14 protein-coding genes and 1 pseudogene are annotated in these 14,311 nt (G+C 64.2%); 5 read left to right on the top strand and 10 right to left on the bottom strand.

From position 1 onward, the window contains the following. The 10 genes and pseudogenes from BN1969_RS02590 to BN1969_RS02635 all read right to left on the bottom strand — a co-directional run. Positions 1–436 (bottom strand): annotated as a pseudogene (locus BN1969_RS02590) (phage tail sheath C-terminal domain-containing protein); the annotation flags it as partial. Next, the gene (locus BN1969_RS02595; RefSeq protein ID WP_050622858.1) at positions 433–936 is read right to left on the bottom strand and encodes a hypothetical protein; all 504 of its coding nucleotides are present in this window, start codon (positions 934–936) and stop codon (positions 433–435) included. The gene BN1969_RS02595 and the pseudogene BN1969_RS02590, both read right to left, overlap by 4 nt. Then, a complete protein-coding gene (locus tag BN1969_RS17775) occupies positions 933–1,265 on the bottom strand; it encodes a hypothetical protein (protein WP_050622859.1) in 333 nt (110 codons plus the stop codon). The genes BN1969_RS02595 and BN1969_RS17775 overlap by 4 nt, the downstream gene beginning before the upstream one ends. Beyond that, a complete protein-coding gene (locus BN1969_RS02605; RefSeq protein ID WP_077138680.1) occupies positions 1,262–1,597 on the bottom strand; it encodes a hypothetical protein in 336 nt (111 codons plus the stop codon). Before BN1969_RS02605 ends, BN1969_RS17775 begins: the two co-directional genes overlap by 4 nt. Then, entirely contained in the window at positions 1,597–2,610 is a 1,014-nt protein-coding gene (locus BN1969_RS02610) for a phage major capsid protein (protein ID WP_050622860.1), read from the bottom strand. The genes BN1969_RS02605 and BN1969_RS02610 overlap by 1 nt, the downstream gene beginning before the upstream one ends. A 21-nt stretch (positions 2,611–2,631) precedes the next feature. After that, a complete protein-coding gene (locus BN1969_RS02615; protein WP_050622861.1) occupies positions 2,632–2,994 on the bottom strand; it encodes a hypothetical protein in 363 nt (120 codons plus the stop codon). Positions 2,995–3,036: 42 nt separating this feature from the next. Continuing rightward, positions 3,037–3,963 (bottom strand): hypothetical protein, encoded by a 927-nt coding sequence (locus BN1969_RS02620; RefSeq protein WP_050622862.1) that lies wholly within the window; start codon positions 3,961–3,963, stop codon positions 3,037–3,039. After that, positions 3,960–5,105, bottom strand: a complete 1,146-nt coding sequence (locus BN1969_RS02625; protein ID WP_050622863.1) for a phage portal family protein — start codon at positions 5,103–5,105, stop codon at positions 3,960–3,962. Before BN1969_RS02625 ends, BN1969_RS02620 begins: the two co-directional genes overlap by 4 nt. 37 nt (positions 5,106–5,142) lie before the next feature. Beyond that, positions 5,143–6,399: a PBSX family phage terminase large subunit gene (locus tag BN1969_RS02630; protein ID WP_050622864.1), complete on the bottom strand. Its 1,257-nt coding sequence runs from the start codon at positions 6,397–6,399 to the stop codon at positions 5,143–5,145. Then, complete coding sequence (locus BN1969_RS02635; protein WP_050622865.1) at positions 6,387–6,704, bottom strand: hypothetical protein; 318 nt, start codon at positions 6,702–6,704, stop codon at positions 6,387–6,389. Before BN1969_RS02635 ends, BN1969_RS02630 begins: the two co-directional genes overlap by 13 nt. Before the next feature lie 197 nt (positions 6,705–6,901). Between BN1969_RS02635 and BN1969_RS02645 the strand changes: the two genes are divergently transcribed. The 5 genes from BN1969_RS02645 to glgA all read left to right on the top strand — a co-directional run bounded on the left by BN1969_RS02645 (position 6,902) and on the right by glgA (position 14,160). Then, positions 6,902–8,056, top strand: coding sequence for a D-alanyl-D-alanine carboxypeptidase family protein (locus BN1969_RS02645; protein ID WP_050622867.1), 1,155 nt, complete (start codon positions 6,902–6,904; stop codon positions 8,054–8,056). A 172-nt stretch (positions 8,057–8,228) separates the two neighbouring features. Then, on the top strand, positions 8,229–10,244 hold the full coding sequence (gene glgB, locus BN1969_RS02650) for a 1,4-alpha-glucan branching protein GlgB (RefSeq protein WP_413464695.1): 2,016 nt from the start codon (positions 8,229–8,231) through the stop codon (positions 10,242–10,244). A 75-nt stretch (positions 10,245–10,319) separates the two neighbouring features. Beyond that, a complete protein-coding gene (locus tag BN1969_RS02655) occupies positions 10,320–11,537 on the top strand; it encodes a glucose-1-phosphate adenylyltransferase (protein WP_050622868.1) in 1,218 nt (405 codons plus the stop codon). Then, the gene (gene glgD, locus BN1969_RS02660; RefSeq protein WP_050622869.1) at positions 11,534–12,652 is read left to right on the top strand and encodes a glucose-1-phosphate adenylyltransferase subunit GlgD; all 1,119 of its coding nucleotides are present in this window, start codon (positions 11,534–11,536) and stop codon (positions 12,650–12,652) included. Before BN1969_RS02655 ends, glgD begins: the two co-directional genes overlap by 4 nt. 68 nt (positions 12,653–12,720) lie before the next feature. Then, positions 12,721–14,160, top strand: a complete 1,440-nt coding sequence (gene glgA, locus BN1969_RS02665; protein WP_050622870.1) for a glycogen synthase GlgA — start codon at positions 12,721–12,723, stop codon at positions 14,158–14,160. Positions 14,161–14,311 lie beyond the last annotated feature (151 nt).

Consider the following 14,311-nt stretch of genomic DNA (forward strand, 5'->3'; position numbering starts at 1 on the left):
CCGTCTCGCCCGCCCCGCCGGCGGCCACCGCGATCCTCTCCCGGCGGGCGGCAGAGGCGGCGGCGGCGCTGTCCCGCAGGGACTGCTGCACCTCCCGGTCCACGCTGTCACAGATGACCACTCCGATATCGTCCATCGCCGCCAGGGCGGCAAATGCCGCCTCATAACCCTCCTCGTCCGCCACCGGCACCGCCACCACGCCGGCCGCCCCGTTCTTCAGTGCCAGCCGGATCAGTTCTGTCATATCCTGCCCCCCGGTGCTGCCGAAGGCGATCAGCGCGCCCTCGTAGCTGGTCACCGTCTGGGGCACCCCTGCCGGGGCCGTGGCGTGGATGGCAGCCATCCCCACCATCTTTCGCCCCTGTCTGCCCTGCACCACCGAGGAGGCATCATACTCCGAATACACCCCCGGCCGCTCATGTGTGGTCACGCTCATGGCTCCAATCCTCCTCTGATCTCAAAGTCCTGGAAAAGGCCGCCCGGCTCCGCCGCGGCATAGAGGCACGCCTCATATACCGCCTCCACCGGCCGCCTCAGCAGCTGCCCCCCCTGGTCATACTCCGTCTCCCCGCAGGAGAGCTCCAGCAGCCGCATCCCCGGGGGACCTTCCCGATGGAGCGCCCCCGCCAGGGCATCGAAGGCCGCCTGGAGTGCCTGGTCCCCCTGCGCCCGCTCCCCGTACAGGTCCAGACCGAAGGTGAGCTTCACCCTGCGCCCATACAGCTCCTCCCAGCGCCCCGCCTCCGGGTCATATCGCTCCCCCAGATAGTCTTGAAAGCCGGCCGGGCCCCAGCGGCACCCCCGCAGGGATACTGCGGCCACCGGCCCGCCGGGGAACGTCCGCGCCGTCCCGCTCCAGGCAGGTACTGCCCGGATACCCTTCCCATTGAGGTGGGCGGTCAGCCCCTCCCGGATCTGTTCCAGTCCGCCGCTCATGTCTCCTCCTTGCCCCAGGGGGCCAGCACTGCCCACCAGTGGGACAGCCGCTCCCCCAGATAGATGGGGTGGGCGGTGCGGACCTCATATCCGCTCTCCCGCCACACCACCCGGTCCCCGGGGGCCGCCGGGACGTCCGGCTCCCCCAGCATCAGATACCGGTCCTCCCGCCGCAGCCCCAGGGGGGAGGGGCGGGCCTGTTCCCTCCCCGCCTCCCGCAGGGGCTGGAGGAAGGCCCGCACCTCTCTTCCCGGCTCCACGCCGCCGCGGTAAAGCGTCACACACTGCCCATACCGGTCCAGCAGGACGGAAATGGTGTCCACTCTCACCCCAGCACCCCCCGAAATGCAAATCCGTCCGCCAAATAGGGGGCCATCAGCCGCTCCGCCTGGCGTCGCATGGCTCCCGCCCCGTCTCCTCCGGTATGTACCGTCAGGTCGCCAGCGGAAAAGGAGGTCACGCCGTCCGTCCCTGCCTCCAGTCCGGCCAGCACCAGCCAGGCTGCGGCCACCGGGAAGGCGGGCCCGCACGCCTCGGGGGACAGCCCCTCCCTCAGCCGGCCCGCCATCTCCCGCTCCGCTGCCTGACACAGGGGGCGGAGCAGCTCCTCATTCCCGCGCCCCCCCATCAGTTCCACAAAGGCCAGGATCTGTTCCTCCATCACAGCTCCAGCACCCGGGCCGCGCCCTGGAACAGCTTGGCGAAGCCGCTGATAGTGGTGATGGCCGCCCGCTCCAGCTGCCGGTCGATGAGCTTGTCGTACTCCACCAGCACATCGCTGCCCTGCACCATCTCCAGGGCGAACCGCCGGTCCAGGCCGATGATGGTCCCGGCAGGCATGGCGGAGGTGCGCAGCAGGCTGGCCCCCAGGGGGGTGGACAGCCTGCCGGTGCCCTGGAAGTTCAGCCCGGTGAGAGGGTTCTGGAACTCCTCCAGCTTGAGCATCTTCACCATCACGTCGTTGCCCACCAGAAGGGTGTTCATCTCATAGGGGTCGAACTTGGCCCAGAAGTCCACCAGGTCCTCATAGGTCACCGTGTCCTCCGTTGCCGTGCTGTCCACCGGGGCGGCGTTGCCGTTCCCATCCCCCTCCATCAGCACCTGGATGGCGTCCTCCAGATGCATCCGGCTGATGTGGGCGCCGATCTGCCGCAGCGTGACGGAAAACAGGTCCAGCTTCTGGCAGCGCACCGCCTCATAGCTGGCCACCAGCATCCGGCCCCGCTTGTTCAGCTTCACCAGATTCTCCTGCACCTTGACCGTGGTGCTGGGGATCTCTGTCCCCTCGTCTACTCGGCGCAGCTCTTTCTCCTCGCCTCCCGCCTCGGAGGTGATGGAGCGGTAGTCCATGCCGTCGAACCGTGTCACCGCGGCGGTGAGCTGGGGCAGCAGGTCCGCCTCCTCCATACCCTGGCGCACCGAGCGGGCGATATACTCCGGGAACAGCACGGCGGAGTCGGCAGTGCGGAAGAACTTTTCCACCACGTCGCTGCCCGTCCCCTTCACCTTGATATCAAAGCGCTTGAGCTGCCGCTGAAAGGCATCCAGCCCCTCCAGGGCGGTGCCCCGGTACTGCTCCGAGGGGTCCCGGCTCTCCAGCACCTGAGTGAAGGACCGCCCCGCTTCATGATACATCCCCTTCTCCAGCTTCAGATTGTCGTAGCAATAGGCCATCTCAGCTCTCTCCTCTCTGTCTCACAGGCAGATCACGGCGCGCTTGCCCGCCGTGTCTGTACTGACCACCAGACACTCCACCCCAGATGGGGACTCTTCGGCCCCGGCGGTCGCCGTCTGGATGCCGCCGGCCCCATCCGCCGCCAGCACGTTCCACCCCAAATCGATGGAGCCCGTCACCGCCACCGGGCAGAATCCCTTCACCTGTACGCCGGCGCACCCGTTCTCATTGGACAGGGCCACGCCGCAGAACTTGTCCCCGGCCGAGCAGGGCCCCACCTGGCCGTTGCCCGTCATCTTCACCACCTGTCCTGCCTTGACCTCCTTCTGGGCGAAAAAGGTGGCCGCCACTGCGCCGATCTCCTCAAAGGAAACCTTGTTCATTCCCGATCCCTCCCGATTTATTTTGTAAAGACGGCCCCGCCGTCAGATCAAAAAAGCCCCGTCCGACCGCTCCGGCATCCCGTCCCCGTTACCGTAGGACAGCTGCGGGGCGATGGGGTAGCGCTCCGCCGCCCGCCGCTGATAATTCTCCCGCAACTCCAGCAGCTCCTTTTCCTCCAGCCGGTCCGCGATGTGCCGGAGGGTCTCCGCCCCCACCTGGCGCTCCGCCAGCAGGCCCAGCCGGACCACCTCGTTCCGCAGTCCCGTCAGATAGCGGCGCCCCAGCTCGGCCGCCCGCTCCAGATCTTCCAGCTCGGCTGCGGCGGCGGGCTCTCCCAGCGCCAGCTGCTTCAGCGAAGGGCTCCCTCCGGCCCGCTTCATCACTCCAGCCCTGGGCTGGGCGGGCACTGCGACAAAGGAGAACTCGAAAGCGTCTGTGGCCTCCAGCAAACGCGCGCAGCACAGCCTGCCGTCGTACCGCTTTCCCTTCTCGTGGGCGCACCTGCCCATGTCCGACCCGCAGATGGAGCACTCTGCCCGCTTTACCGCGCAGCCCACGCTGACCTCCCGCTTGATACCCCCTTCGATCTCCGCGATCAGGTCCTGGTTTCCCTGGGTCCGCACCATGTAGGCGTACCCCTTCAGATAGCAGGCGGGCTCTCCCAGCGCCGTGCGTATCCCCTCCTCCCGGACCACTTCCGTCCGGTAGATGCGGGCCGTCTGACCGCCGGCGCTCCACCTGTGGTCAAAGATCCCGCTCTTGCCCACAAACAGCTCCGCCAGCTGCTCCAGGGTGGCCTGTGGAAACTGCTCCCCGTCCCGGTCCACCTCGTTGTCGCACAGCCGCACCGCGAACAGATAGACCTCCGCCGCTGTCAGCTCCTTCCGGCTCTGCCGGTTGACGAGGGCCAGCTCCTCCTCTGTGGGCTCCACCCTCTGGCCCCCAAGGGCCTCCTTTTCTACCTTCATGTCCGTTCCTCCTCTCTGATGGCTTCCGCCTGGGCCAGATACAGCTTCGCTCTGGCCTCCTCCACGAAGTCCTGCAAGTTGATGTCTGCCCAGTCCACCGTCACATCGCCGCCCCAGCCGTGGAGCCGCAGCCACATCTCACAGATGCGCTCCACCGCCGGCTCCAGGGTCCGGCGCAGGGCGGTGATCTCGCTGGTCATCAGGTCGGCCTGCTGGGCGCTCATCCGCTCCGTGCTGGACCAGGACAGCCCCAGCAGGAAGGGAGGGATACCGGTGCGGGCAACGAGCTGTTCCAGGATCTGACGCACCGGCACCTGGCTGTCCAGCACCTGATTGTCCGCCCCGATGACCTTGATGTCCAGATCCCCCACCGCCACAAAGTCCCGCACGGCCCCCTGCCTGCCCGCCTGCATGGCGGCGGACCACTCCCCGGCGATTTGCCGGCACCGCTCCTGGGCATAGGCTCCCTCTCCCTCTCCGGGGCGGCAGATGACCGCGAAGCGCACGTTGCCCATTCGCTCCCAGTTCATCCCCGTGGCCTGGTAGATCTTCAGCAGGATGTCGGTGAGGAAGGGCATGGACCGCAGCAGGGACACCCCGTAGGGGTGCTCTGTCTCCGGCTGAAAAGGGGTGAACAGCAGCAGCTCCTGCCAGGGCAGGGGCTCACAGGTTCCGCCCGGGCCCCGGGCACACAGCTGAAAGTCCAGGGGCGAGTCCCCCTCCCGGATCTCCACCTGCTCCGGTCCGGCGCACAGCAGAGCGGCGATCTCCCGGCCCTGGCAGTCCAGCACCAGCTCGCCCACCCCCCGCCCGCAGGTAAGCATGGAGTCCAGATAGCAGTCCAGAAAGGACTGGATGCCCCGCTGTCCCCGCCCGGTGGGGACAGTACGGAGGAACCGCTCCAGCCCCGCCTGGGCGGCGGGCTCCCCGCACTTCACCGCCACTCCGCCGGCCAGCCGGATCAGCTTCCAGATGGCCGCGTCCAGGATGGGCACCGCCTCCCGGATGGCCCGGTAGAGCTGGAGCTCCCCCGCCCCCAGGGGCACATACCGGTCCAGCACGCCGAAGGGATGCCGTCCGCTCTCCCGGATCTGCACCGCCTCCGCCCGAGCCGGCCCCTTGTTTCGTTCCCGCCGCTTCATCGCAAAAGCCTCCTTTGCCTCTTCCGGCCCCTGCCGGTCAAAATATCCTCCGTTCCACGCTCCCGGCCCAGCTGCCGCCGCGCTCCTTTGCCGCCAACGTGACGGCAAAATACCGGATGTCGTCCATTGCGTGGTCATGTTCCTTGCACACCTGGTCCCGCCCTCCGGCGCTGGTGTCCCAGCGGTACAGCCCGAACTCCCGGATGGCGTCTCCGCACCCGGGACAGATGACCAGCCGGCCCGTCCGCAGCAGCTCCGCCGTGGTGCGGATGCCGGAGAGCACCTCGTTCTCCGCCCGCCGCACCTGCCAGCCCCGCCGCCGCAGGCACTCCAGAAAGCTGGCGGCGGAGGGGTCTGCCACCACCTCCCTGATGGGCCGCCCGTCCGCCAGTGCCTCCAGCGCGTCGGCGTATTCGCTGTCCGTCTTCTGCCGCCCCTCCCGGCGGGAGTCGTAATAGAACTCCTCCACCCGGTACCACGCCTCCCCCCACCCCCCCCAAAGTCCCATAGAGGTGGGGTTCACCGTACCGTAGTCGCAGGAGATATACCACTCCGCCGCCCGCCCCTCCGGCGGCTCGCACACCATCTCCCGGGAGAAGAAGTCATATACCAGCCCTGCCGCCGCGGTCCATTCCCCCAGCACGAACCGGCGGTAGAAGGTCCCCCGGAACATGGTCCGGTATCGCTCCCGCACCTGGGGAGACAGGCCCGGGTTGTCCTCCATGGTGAAGTGGAGGTAAAGGGCGTTGCGCTCCCCGGCCTTCTGGACCCACTCCTGATAGAACCAGTGTCCCGGCCCCTCCGGGTTGCAGGAGAACCACAGCCTGGCCCCCTGGACCGAGCACCGGGCGCAGCACTGCTCCACAAAGGAGCGGGGCATCAGAACAGCCTCGTCCAGCAGCGCCCCCGCCAGGGTCACCCCCTGGATGCGTGCCGCCGCCCCCTCGTCCCCTCCGCCGAACAGGCAGAAGATGTTCCGCCGCCGCCCCAGGGACACCGTCACCTCCCCCCGGGTCAGCTGCTCCCGGCACTGGAATCCCATCCCTCTCAACAGGGGCAGCACCTCTCCCGTCAGGTTCCGCCGCACCCCCTCCATGCTCCGGCCGCACAGGGCGAATCTCCGCCCCTGGAAGCGGGCCATGGCCCACAGGAAGAAGGACAGGCCTAAGCACAGGGTCTTACCGCTGCGCACCGCGCCGTCGCAGATGATGGCGCTCTTCTCCCAGTGGGGAGACCCCTCTCGCCACCAGGTCAGCACCTGCCGCTGTTTGGGGGAGAACCTCAGCGCTCCCATTCCGGCTCCTCCGCCGTCCCGCCCAGGGTCCGCAGCAGCTCCTCCGCTTCCGTCTCCCGGTTCTCCCGGATCAGCTCCATCAGCTTTTCCAGGGCCTTGAGCCGGTCGGTGAACTTGATCTCCACCGCTCCGTTCCCCGCCCGCTTGAACTCCGTCATAGCCGTCAGGTCCAGCCCGTCGATGGCCTCCAGCGCCTCCCCGGACAGATAGGCCAGCTTGACGGCGTCATTCACTCTCGCCCGAGTCAGTCGTCGCACCTGCCGGATCAGCTGCTCTCGCTGCCGCTTTTCTTCCGCCTTGCTCACCCCATCACCCTCCTCACCCCTGGTCCGACTTCGGAAAAAGTTGTACAGACCCGTCCACGCAGGCCAAAAATTTTTCAAAAATTTTTGCATCATGCAACGATTTGCGCAGAAAAAAATACCGGTCCGCTGCGGCGTATAGAAGTCCTCGCCCCTCCACATCCTTTTCACAGAAACATTTGGATTTGGAGGGACCCGCCATGAACCGTTTCCTTTCTTTGGCGCTGGCCGCCCTGCTGCTGGCGCCCTGTGTATCTGCTGCTGACCTCCCCGCCTCCGCCGCCCCCTCCGGGCCGGAGACAGCCGCCGCCTCTGCGGTGCTGATGGAGAAGGAGAGCGGCGCTGTCCTCTACGAAAAAGACGCCCGCCAGAAGCTGGAGCCCGCCAGCGTCACCAAGATCATGACCCTGCTTCTCATCATGGAAGCCCTGGACAGCGGCCGCATTGCCCGGGACGACATGGTGACCGTCTCCGCTTATGCCGCCGGCATGGGCGGTTCCCAGGTCTACCTGAAGGAGGGGGAGCAGATGTCCGTCTCCGAGCTGCTCAAGTGCATCACTGTGGTCTCCGGCAATGACGCCGCTGTGGCCATGGCCGAGTATCTTTCCGGCAGCGAGGCCGCCTTTGTTGCCGAGATGAACCTCCGGGCCCGTGAGCTGGGCATGGCTGACACCAACTTCGTCAACTGCACCGGCCTCCCCGCCCAGGGCCACCTCACCTCCGCTCACGACATCGCCCTCATGTCCCGGGAGCTGATCCTCAACCATCCCAGCATCCGGGAGTACACCACCATCTGGATGGACTCCATCCGGGACGGTGCCTTCGGTCTCACAAACACCAACCGTCTGGTCCGCTTCTATCAGGGAGCCACCGGCCTCAAGACCGGTTCCACCGATTCCGCCCTGTACTGCGTCTCCGCCACCGCCGAGCGGGACGGCATGGAACTCATCGCCGTGGTGATGAAGTCTCCCACCTCCGCTCAGCGCTTTGAAGACGCCAAAGCCCTTCTGGATTACGGCTTCGCCAACTATACGCTCGCCCGGGTCTATCCCGATGTCCCACTGGCCCCCGTGGAGGTGCTGCTGGGCACCACCGCCCAGGTCCAGCCTCAGTTGGAGCGGGAGTGTTCCCTCCTGGTCCGGAAGGGGGAGGAGGGCCTGATCTCCACCCAGATCCAGCTCGCCCAGGACCTGGAGGCCCCGGTGGAGCGGGGGCAGAAACTGGGGCAGATGGTGGTCACTGTGGACGGCGAGGTCCGGGACACCATCCCCATCGTCGCCTCCCAGCAGGTGGACCGCCTCACCATTCCCGGCATCTTTGGAAAGATGTTTCAGCGGCTGCTGATGGCCCGCTGACGCCCTGTTCGGAGCTCCCCGGCCGCCGGGGGGCTCCGAATAAATTCCATTTTACCGGCTTTTCACTTGACGCGTCCTCTCTTCTGTTGTATAATTTTTATAAATATAGAGGAGAATTTTCGGTTTTTGTTCGTGCTTTTCGACCATTTGTGACACAAAAGAGTGATTTGAGGTGGTTTCATTGGCCAAAACGAAGAAAAATGCCCCGGTTTATGCCCCGGAACATGAACTGAGAGCGTTCAGTGATGGACACAGCACCCATGCCTGGGAGTGCTTCGGCGCCCATGCCGGCGAGCAGGACGGTGTCCCCGGCTACTATTTCCGAGTCTGGGCCCCCAACGCCCAGCAGGTGTGTGTCTTTGGTTATTTCAACGACTGGGACCCCAACGCCAACCCTCTGACCCCTGTTCAGGGCGGCATCTGGGAGGGGTTCATCCCCGGCCTTCAGCAGTATGACGCGTATAAATATGCAGTACATACCAAGGATGGCCGCCTGACCGGCAAGGCTGACCCCTTTGCCTTCCACGCAGAGACTCGCCCAGGCACCGCCTCCAAGCTTTACGACCTCTCCGGTTACCAGTGGGGGGACCGGGCCTGGCTGGACTATCGGGCCAAAAACGCTCCCTACCGCCGCCCTATGAACATCTATGAATGTCACCTGGGCTCCTGGCGCCGCACGGGGGAAGGGGAGTTCCTCAGCTACCGGGATCTGGCCGCCTATCTGGTCCCCTATGTGAAGGAGCTGGGCTTCACCCATGTGGAGCTCCTCCCTGTCACCGAACATCCCCTGGATGCCTCCTGGGGTTACCAGTGTACCGGCTACTTTGCCGCCACCAGCCGCTTCGGCACCCCCCACGACCTGATGTATTTCGTGGACCAGATGCACCAGGCTGGCATCGGCGTCATCATGGACTGGGTCCCCGCCCACTTCCCCCGGGATGAGTTCGGCCTCTATCACTTTGACGGCACCCCCACCTACGAGTATGCCGACCCCCGGAAGGGAGAGCACGCCGACTGGGGCACCAACGTCTTTGACTACGGACGCAACGAGGTGCGCTCCTTCCTCTACTCCTCCGCCATGTTTTGGCTGGATGAGTTCCATTTTGACGGCCTGCGGGTGGATGCGGTCTCCTCCATGCTCTACCTGGACTATGCCCGCAAGCCCGGAGAGTGGATACCCAACATCCACGGCGGTAAGGAGAACCTGGAGGCCATCGAGTTCCTCCAGCGCCTCAACGAGATGGTCTTCGGTGCCCATCCCGACGTGCTGATGATCGCGGAGGAGTCCACCGCCTGGCCCAAGGTCACCTATCCGGTGAGCGACGGGGGCCTGGGCTTCAACTTCAAGTGGAACATGGGCTGGATGAACGACATCTGCCACTACATCAAAATGGACCCATACTTCCGGCAGTTCAACCACCGGGACATCACCTTCTCCCTGGTGTATGCCTTCTCGGAGAACTACATCCTGCCCCTCTCCCACGACGAGGTGGTCCACATGAAGGGCTCCTTCTTTGGCAAGATGCCCGGAGACAACCCCATGAAGTTTGCCGGCGTCCGGGTCTTCTATACCTATATGCTTGCCCACCCGGGCAAAAAGCTCACCTTTATGGGTGCCGAGTTGGCCCAGTGGAACGAGTGGCACTATGAATATTCCCTGGACTGGCATTTGCTCCAGTACGAGCCCCACCGCCAGACCCAGGAGTTCTTTAAGGCGGCCAACGCCTTCTATCTGGAGCAGCCCGCCCTCTGGGAGCAGGATGACTCCTGGCAGGGCTTCCAGTGGCTGTGCGCCGATGACAACCAGGCCAACACTGTCTCCTTCCTCCGCTGGGACAAGGAGGGCAGCCCCCTGCTGGTAGTGTGCAACTTCTCTCCGGTACACCGGAAGGGTTATCGGGTGGGGACCCCCTTCGCCGGGATGTGGTCCGCTGTGCTGAACACAGATGACGTGTCCTTCGGCGGGGGAGGCCTTGGCGACCAGGACCCTGTACGCACCGAGTACATCCCCTGCCACGACCAGGACCAGTCCATGGAGATCGACCTGCCCCCCATGGCCGCCGTCATCTACCGCTGTACCCGCAAGTTCCCCAAGCGCAAGCCCAAGGCGTCCAAATCGGAAAAAACCGGCCCCTCCGGCAAGCGCCCCGCCAAGCCCGGCGCCTCCAAGCGGAAAAAAGAGGCATAACCGGACCAGTTTCTCCGTTTGCTCCTGGTCTGTTATACGATACTTCCCTGTGTGTGCTTATCAATCCAAGAGGTGATGAATGAGATGAAGAAAGAAGTTGTGGCAATGCTGCTGGCCGGAGGGCAGGGCAGCCGGCTTTACGCCCTGACCAGCCATGTAGCAAAGCCCGCGGTCCCCTTCGGCGGCAAGTACCGCATCATCGACTTTCCCCTGTCCAACTGTGTCAACTCCGGCATTGACACAGTGGGCGTTCTGACCCAGTACCGTCCGCTGGAGCTGAACAGCTACATCGGCTCTGGCCAGCCCTGGGACTTGGACCGCTCCGATGGCGGCGTACATATCCTCCCCCCCTACATGCGCGAGGGCGACCAGGGCACCTGGTACAAGGGGACTGCCAACGCCATCTATCAGAATATCGGCTTCCTGGACCTGTATGATCCGGACTATGTAGTCATCCTCTCCGGCGACCACATCTACAAGATGGACTATGCCGACATGGTGGACCTGCACAAGAAGACCGGTGCCGCCTGCACCATCTCCGTGCTGGAGGTCACCATGGACGAGGCCAAGCGCTTCGGCATCATGAACGTGGACGAGAACGACCAGATCTATGAGTTCGAGGAGAAGCCCCCCCAGCCCAAGAGCAACCTCGCCTCTATGGGCATTTACGTCTTTTCCTGGCAGAAGCTGCGCCGCTACCTCATCGATGATGAGGCAGATCCCAAGTCTTCCAACGATTTCGGAAAGAACATCATCCCCAACATGCTCGCCGCAGGGGAGAAGCTGATGGCCTACCGCTTCCATGGCTACTGGAAAGACGTGGGCACCATCAACTCTCTGTGGGACGCAAACATGGACATGCTGGCCCCCCACAGCGGCATCGATCTTTATGATACCAGCTGGCCCATTTACGCCCGCACCCCCATCAAACCTCCCCACGTCACCGGCCCCAACGCCGTGATCTCCCACTCCCTGGTCACCGGCGGCTGCCAGGTGGACGGCTCGGTGGCCAACTCGGTCCTCTTCCATTCCGTCACGGTGGAGGAGGGGGCCAAGGTGGAGTACTCCATCCTCATGCCCGGCACCGTGGTGAAAGCCGGTGCCAGCATCTCCTACGCCATCGTGGCGGAGGACGCCGTGGTGGAGGCGGGCGCCGTGGTGGGCGCGCCTCCGGACGATTCTCCCGGCTGGGGCATCGCCGTAGTGGCAGGCGGCGTCACCGTGGGAGAGAAGGCCACCGTGACGCCCAGCGCCATGGTCCGGGAAGATGTGAAAGGAGGTGAGCGGGTATGAACGATCTCCACGGCATCCTGTTTGCCTACCATTCTGACTCCAATCTAGGTGAGCTGACCCGCCCCCGCAATACCTGCTCTCTGCCCTTCGGCGGTCGGTACCGCCTGATCGACTTCATGCTCTCCAGCTATGTCAACGCGGGCATCAGCGACGTGGGCCTGATCGTCCACGAGAGCTATCAGTCCCTGCTGGATCATGTAGGTTCCGGCAAGGACTGGGACCTGAGCCGCAAGCACGGCGGCCTGCGCATCCTGCCCCCCTTCGGCGTGGCAGAGCGGGGCGGCAGCGGGGAATACCGCGGCAACATGGAGGCGCTGGCGGGCATCTACACCTATCTCCAGAACATCCGTCAGGAGTATGTCATCATGGGCTGGGGCGACATGGTGGTCAACCTGCCCGTGGCCGAAGTGTTCCAGCAGCATCTGGACAGCGGTGCTGACATCACCATCCTCTGCACCCAGGAGCTGAAGGGTGCCCCCCGCAACACCGTCTACATCACCCAGGGTCCCGATGGACTGGTGAGCGATCTGTCCATCAATCCCGCTCACGCGGCCAACGCCCTGGAGTCGCTGGAGACCTACATCATCTCCAAAAAGCTGCTGCTGGACATGGTGGACTACTGCGCCGCCCATAACATCCACAACTTCAGCAGGGGCGTTCTGCTTCCCCGTCTGAGCACCCTGAAGGTGCTGCCCTATCTCCACAGAGGTTATGTGGCCCGCTTCCAGTCCGTGGCCGACTACTTCCAGCATTCCATGGACCTGCTGGACCCAGCGGTGCGGGCGGACCTGTTCGATCCTGACCGCCCCATCCGGACCAAGGACCAGTCCAACCCCTCCACCTACTACGGCCCAGACGCCAAATCAGTCCACTCCCTGGTGGCGGACGGCTGCTTCATCGAGGGCGAGGTGGAAAACTCCATCCTCTCCCGCGGCGTCATTGTGGAGGCAGGCGCCAAGGTCTCCAACAGCGTCCTGATGCAGGGGACCATCATCCGCGCAGGTGCCTCCCTGTCCTACACCATCACCGACAAGAATGTCCAGGTGAATCAGGACCGGATGCTGATGGGCCACTCCACCTATCCGCTGGCCATCTCCAAGGATTCCATCGTCTGATCGCAGGGGAGGCCCCTGACCGGACAAGGGGCCTCCCTCCGCGCTGATATGAAGAAAGGAACTGATCTATGAGAATTCTGTTTGCCTCGTCTGAGGTGGCGCCCTTTATCAAGACCGGCGGGCTGGCCGATGTGGCCGGCTCTCTGCCCAAGGCGCTGGCCCAGGAGGGCCACGACGTCAAGGTCATCCTACCGCTGTATGAGGGGATCGGAGAACAGTGGCGCAGCCAGATGAAGTTCGAGCAGTATTACAACGTCACTCTGTCGTGGCGGCACGTGTACTGCGGTGTCTTCTCCCTGGAGCAGGACGGCGTCACCTACTGGTTCGTGGACAATGAGTATTACTTCAAACGCTGGCAACTGTACGGCCACTTTGATGACTGTGAGCGCTTTGCCTACTTCTCCCGGGCCGTCATCGAGACGCCGGGCCACTTCGGCTGGGCCCCGGACATCATCCACTGCAACGACTGGCAGACCGCCCTGGTCCCGGTCTACATGCTGGAGGAGCGGTACCACGTCCCCGAGCTGGCCAACACCAAGACGGTGTTCACCATCCACAACATCGAATATCAGGGCCGCTACGGCGACCAGGTACTGGAGGACGTCATTGGCCTGGACCGCAGCTATCTCAACGAGGGGATGCTGGGCTACTACAAGGACGTCAACCTGATGAAGGGCGCCATCATGGCCTCCAACTTCGTCACCACCGTCTCGCCCACCTACGCCCAGGAGCTGCGTCTGCCCTTCTATGCCCACGGCTTGGCCGGAGTCATTAACGAGCAGAGCGGAAAGCTCCAGGGCATCCTCAACGGCATCGATACCCAGCTCTATGACCCCGCCGCCACCTCCGGGCTGGCCGCCAACTTCAGCGCCCGCTCCCTGGTGAAGGGGAAGGCCGAGTGCAAGCTGGCCCTCCAGCGGGCCGTTGGCCTGGAGGAGAACGCCGACGTGCCCATCATCGCCTGCATCTCCCGCCTGGTGGGCCACAAGGGATTCTCCCTGGTCACTGATGCCCTCCACGAGATCATGGCCATGAATGTGCAGATGGTGGTCTTGGGCACCGGAGACTGGCAGTATGAGGCCGCCTTCCGTGAGGCGCAGGTCCAGTATCCCGGCCGCTTTTCCGCCCAGATCACCTATTCCGCGCCTCTGTCCACCGCCATTTACGCCGGCGCGGACCTGTTCCTTATGCCCTCGGTCAGCGAGCCCTGCGGCCTGAGCCAGATGATCGCTATGCGCTACGGCACTGTCCCCGTAGTGCGGGAGACCGGCGGCCTGAAGGACACCGTCACCCCCTACAACAAGTTCGAGGGCACCGGCCGGGGCTTTACCTTCTCTGACATCAACGCCCACGATATGGTCTGGGTCCTGCGGGAGGCAGTGGACCTCTATTTCAACAACAAAAAGGCCTGGCGCGGCATCCAGAAGGAGGACATGACCGCCGACTTCAGCTGGAACAGCTCCGCCCGCCAATATCTGGAGATCTATCAGCGTATCCTGGGCTGGTAGATTCAGGGCCCGTCTGGGTATCCCGCCGGAAACGGGCTGAAATGGCGGCTGTTTTGGCCCTTCCGCCAATTGACGCGCCCACTCCGGTCTGCTACAATGGAGCCTGTATGGAAAAATTTTTCGCCATACAGGCTCCGTGATTTTTATTTTC

Origin of the sequence: Clostridium phoceensis, from assembly GCF_001244495.1 — a bacterium.
Taxonomy (GTDB): Bacteria; Bacillota; Clostridia; order Oscillospirales; family Oscillospiraceae; genus Lawsonibacter; species Lawsonibacter asaccharolyticus.

Bases quoted from the DNA above. Each gene is read 5' to 3' on its own strand.
- BN1969_RS02595 (WP_050622858.1), bottom strand. From the start codon at position 936: ATGAGCGGCGGACTGGAACAGATCCGGGAGGGGCTGACCGCCCACCTC.
- BN1969_RS02605 (WP_077138680.1), bottom strand. From the start codon at position 1,597: ATGGAGGAACAGATCCTGGCCTTTGTGGAACTGATGGGGGGGCGCGGG.
- BN1969_RS02610 (WP_050622860.1), bottom strand. From the start codon at position 2,610: ATGGCCTATTGCTACGACAATCTGAAGCTGGAGAAGGGGATGTATCAT.
- BN1969_RS02615 (WP_050622861.1), bottom strand. From the start codon at position 2,994: ATGAACAAGGTTTCCTTTGAGGAGATCGGCGCAGTGGCGGCCACCTTT.
- BN1969_RS02620 (WP_050622862.1), bottom strand. From the start codon at position 3,963: ATGAAGGTAGAAAAGGAGGCCCTTGGGGGCCAGAGGGTGGAGCCCACA.
- BN1969_RS02625 (WP_050622863.1), bottom strand. From the start codon at position 5,105: ATGAAGCGGCGGGAACGAAACAAGGGGCCGGCTCGGGCGGAGGCGGTG.
- BN1969_RS02630 (WP_050622864.1), bottom strand. From the start codon at position 6,399: ATGGGAGCGCTGAGGTTCTCCCCCAAACAGCGGCAGGTGCTGACCTGG.
- BN1969_RS02645 (WP_050622867.1), top strand. From the start codon at position 6,902: ATGAACCGTTTCCTTTCTTTGGCGCTGGCCGCCCTGCTGCTGGCGCCC.
- BN1969_RS02655 (WP_050622868.1), top strand. From the start codon at position 10,320: ATGAATGAGATGAAGAAAGAAGTTGTGGCAATGCTGCTGGCCGGAGGG.
- glgD (WP_050622869.1), top strand. From the start codon at position 11,534: ATGAACGATCTCCACGGCATCCTGTTTGCCTACCATTCTGACTCCAAT.
- glgA (WP_050622870.1), top strand. From the start codon at position 12,721: ATGAGAATTCTGTTTGCCTCGTCTGAGGTGGCGCCCTTTATCAAGACC.